Origin of the sequence: Amphibacillus indicireducens (assembly GCF_039539605.1) — a bacterium.
GTDB classification, from domain to species: Bacteria; Bacillota; Bacilli; order Bacillales; family Amphibacillaceae; genus Amphibacillus; species Amphibacillus indicireducens.
Genome location: NZ_BAABDL010000091.1, coordinates 1 through 3756 on the forward strand (window position 1 = coordinate 1; position 3756 = coordinate 3756).

Annotated in this window: 4 protein-coding genes; 1 reads left to right on the plus strand and 3 read right to left on the minus strand. The window is 38.2% G+C overall.

The genetic code is table 11. The features are described from left to right. Nucleotides 1–227: 227 nt before the first annotated feature. Nucleotides 228–557: a hypothetical protein gene (locus ABD814_RS08745; RefSeq protein WP_344912297.1), complete on the minus strand. Its 330-nt coding sequence runs from the start codon at nucleotides 555–557 to the stop codon at nucleotides 228–230. Between the two features lie 378 nt (nucleotides 558–935). Continuing rightward, on the minus strand, nucleotides 936–1232 hold the full coding sequence (locus tag ABD814_RS08750; protein WP_344912299.1) for a hypothetical protein: 297 nt from the start codon (nucleotides 1230–1232) through the stop codon (nucleotides 936–938). Between the two features lie 196 nt (nucleotides 1233–1428). Between ABD814_RS08750 and ABD814_RS08755 the strand changes: the two genes are divergently transcribed. Next, a complete protein-coding gene (locus ABD814_RS08755) occupies nucleotides 1429–2877 on the plus strand; it encodes a bifunctional metallophosphatase/5'-nucleotidase (RefSeq protein WP_344912301.1) in 1449 nt (482 codons plus the stop codon). An 84-nt stretch (nucleotides 2878–2961) separates the two neighbouring features. On the opposite strand, the gene ABD814_RS08760 is transcribed toward ABD814_RS08755, so the two are convergent. Then, entirely contained in the window at nucleotides 2962–3192 is a 231-nt protein-coding gene (locus ABD814_RS08760; protein ID WP_344912303.1) for a hypothetical protein, read from the minus strand. Nucleotides 3193–3756 lie beyond the last annotated feature (564 nt).

Sequence of the window (3756 nt, forward strand, 5' to 3'; positions counted from 1 at the left end):
TGACAACAGCCATAACCCTTCATGTATATGGGGTCATGGCTGTTTTTTCTTTGTTTTAGCTGCAAAACTCAGGATATTATTGTAATTTCTATATTCGCTATAATCCGCTTGGGATAAGTACTTATTTTGGAAGGCAGCACTTGTTTTTACACAGGTACTGCCTTGTTTTTTGGTGTTTGGTTATTCATTCTTTCTCATGCTGAATATGTCGTTGCTTGTGTCTTAGTTTATAAATCACTTACCGTTGCACCATGATGAATGCCAAAACAATACTGAACATACTGACTTCTGTTAATATCTAAATGAAATCCCTGTTTCTCAAACTCCTTTAGAATATAGCGATCAATTCCATAAGGACTTTGGTGTTCCTCAACAAACGCCTTATCTAAAACAGTCTGATAATCACCCATTGTAATCTGGAAATCATCGTTTGTGATCTCTAGTGTAAGCTCTTCTTCTTCAAACTCTCTTCTTAAGGCGTTAAAAACGACATTCATAAATTCCACAGCATTCATGTTTTTTGCCATATAGCCTCTAATATATCCACTCGTATTCATGTTTTCACCTCCTAAATTTATTTTAAAAAGCAAAAAAACTTCCCATCAAAAGATAAGAAGTTTAGTAATCGTGATTATTGCACCTCCTTATCGATATTTTAGCTGGACCACCTTACATATTTGCAGGTTGGTGTAGGGTCATAGAGCTAAATCTCTACCCTAACTCTTGATATATTGGTGTTACGTTGTTCAAGTAAATTATAGCACATGGCAAAATGAAAAGATAATATAAATAGGTCATTATTGCCTTATTGTATAATGTTCCTCAAAAGAATCTCGAATGATATAATTATTATATGAATTATTTTCATCATGTGAGGAGAAGTCTATAATAAATACGGTATTTGTAACTGCTAAACTAAAATAGTCAGTTATTGCTCACTCAATAAGACTGATCACTTCCTTACAAACCATGCCTCCCTCTTGATTATCATTAATATAAGGGTTGGTTTTATATGAGATTGTGAGCAGAATGATGATGACGACAATCGCAATGAGCGTGAGCAAAAATTGGAATTGATATTCTTTAAAAGTCTTTTTTAATATGCCTTTTTCGAGTTTTAATTGTCTCTTTTTCTTCTTACCTTTCTTGGTAACCCCATCGATGACTTCTTGAATTCTCTCTTCTGCGGCTGAAGCATCGACTTGTTGTTGCTCGCTTTTTTGATCCGACATGGTCCTCACCTCGATTAATTTTGTTGTTAGTTGTACTATACCAGAATGGCAAGAGAGTTTTTCAGAAAAAAATAGCCGATGAAGATTGCAAGTTCTATTTTCGTCAAATTTTCATGAAAGCTTGATATATTAGATCTGAGTATTGTATTTGATCTCTGCTAGAGGGTATTATGAAAAATCATCAAGGGGTGTTTTAATGGGACAGTCGAAGCGGTTAACGATTTTACAGATGAATGATAGTCATGCTTACTTGGAGTTGCATCCTGAAGTGTTTATTGAACAGGGGGTTGAGACGTATCGTCATGTCGGAGGCTATGCTCGGATTGCAACGATTTTTAATCAGGCTCGCGAGGAGAATCCTGGTGGTGTGCTTGCTTTAGATAATGGTGATACGTTTCATGGAACGTATCCTGCGGTGGCGTCTAAAGGTGAGGCGCTAGTACCGATTCTCAATCGGCTTGGCTTTGATGGGATGACGGGACATTGGGAGTTTGCTTATGGGCCGGAACAGCTGAACAAGCTTGTGTCGATGCTTGATTATCCGATGTTGGCTGCGAATATTTATGATCAGCAGACGGATGAACGTGTTTTTCCTTCGCATCGAATTATTGAGCGGGCTGGGCTGCGGATTGGTGTGATTGGGATTGCTGAACATATTGTTGATAAGACGATGCCCGCGCATTTTTCGAAGGGGCTTTATTTTACTTTAGGTAATGAGGAGCTTCCGGGGATTATCGCTGAATTGCGTGAAGAGAAAAAGGTTGATTTAGTTGTTGTGCTGTCTCATTTTGGTTTCCCTCAGGAGGCAAAACTTGTTCGTGAGGTTGATGGCATTGATATTTTGCTCAGTGGTCATACCCATAATCGACTTGAAAAACCTGTGATCATTAATGATACGATTTTGATTCAGTCCGGTTGTCATGGCTCTTTTATCGGGCGATTGGATGTTGAGTTTTCAGACGGAAAAATTCAAAGTTTTGACCATCACTTAATTGAGGTAACGGAAGAATTAGTGCCAGATCCAGAGGTAGACAAGCTTGTGAATGCAGTCATGAGTCCGGATCGTGCAATGCTTGAAGAGGTGGTCGGGCAGACTGAGGTTGCTTTAAATCGCTACTATCAACTTGAAACGACGATGGATAATTTGTTGTTAGAAGCATTGCTTGATGTAACAGGTGCTGAACTTGCATTTTCAAATGGCTGGCGTTATGGTGCTCCGGTGGTTGAGGGCGAGATTACGGTCAATGATTTGTGGAATATGATCCCGACCAACCCGCCTGTTTCGACTGTTGAAATGCGTGGCGCTGAAATTGTTGCGATGTTAGAGGAGAACTTAGAGAACACATTTGCCAGTGATCCTTACAATCAAATGGGTGGCTATCTTAAGCGTTGTCTTGGTCTAAAGATGTTTGTTAAGGTTGAGAATCCAACTGGGACACGGATCCAAAGTTTATTTATTGGTGACAAGAGAGTTGATGATGAGAAAACGTATTTTGCCTCGTTTGTGACGGTTCAGGGGGTTCCTAAGAAGTACGGAACCAACCGAAAGAATCTAGAAGTACATGCGATCGATGCATTGAAAGAGTACCTCAAGAAAAATCCGAGCGTTTCACCGGGATTAAGAGATACGGTGAGATTGGTATAGTAGAAATTATTTTTATAGGAATTAGAAAATGCACGCTCATGTGAGGGTGCATTTTTGTAGCAAGGTTTAAAAAATCCGTGTCAACTATAACTCTTTTTGAATCTCTTTAATTTCCTTAATCTCTAGTCCTGTCACTTTCGCTATAAGATGGATATCTAATTTTTCATTCAGCATTTCAACGACTACATTTCTCAACGCAACGGCTGAGCCTTCTTTTCTTCCGATTTCTTTCCCAATTTCTTTCCCTTTCTCTTCATAAGAAATAGGGATTTCAAAAATCTTCTCTGCTTCTGGTAATTTGTTAACCTCGTTCATTAATTGTTCCTCCTCTTCGGCTGTTAATGTTAAATACGACTCGAATTAATCCTTGTTTGAGGTGTAGTGTCATGTAGTTGATCGTGTTTTGTGTAGGTAGATTCTGGGGGCGTTTCTTTGATTAGTTGTGGCATGGCTACCATTCAATCACTTCCTTGTGAGTTTTGGTGAGGTGTCAAAGATGAGGGATCTAATTCTAATATAGCATGATTTTTTAGGCTGGGCAATATAAAGTAAGGTACTGGTAGCTATGAAGAGTAAATTTATTTAAATGCATATTACTTGCTCAAACTGTGAGTTAAATTTTACCATCTGGTTATCTGGATAAAATGAAAAAAAGACATCAGAATTTCATTTTATCTTATTTTTTTGTAAATTTTAGATTGCTTATTGTGATTGATCACCACCTTTGGTATACTGAGGACATCAAGTGAATCGAACTTGTATCGGTTTCTTGATGTTTGTTATATCCTCGTCTGTTAAAATGCGGGTGCGAATCGCTTCCAACAGATCCGAGGATTTTTCTTTTGCTGTTTTTTTGAATGACTTTAAAATCTTAAAGCC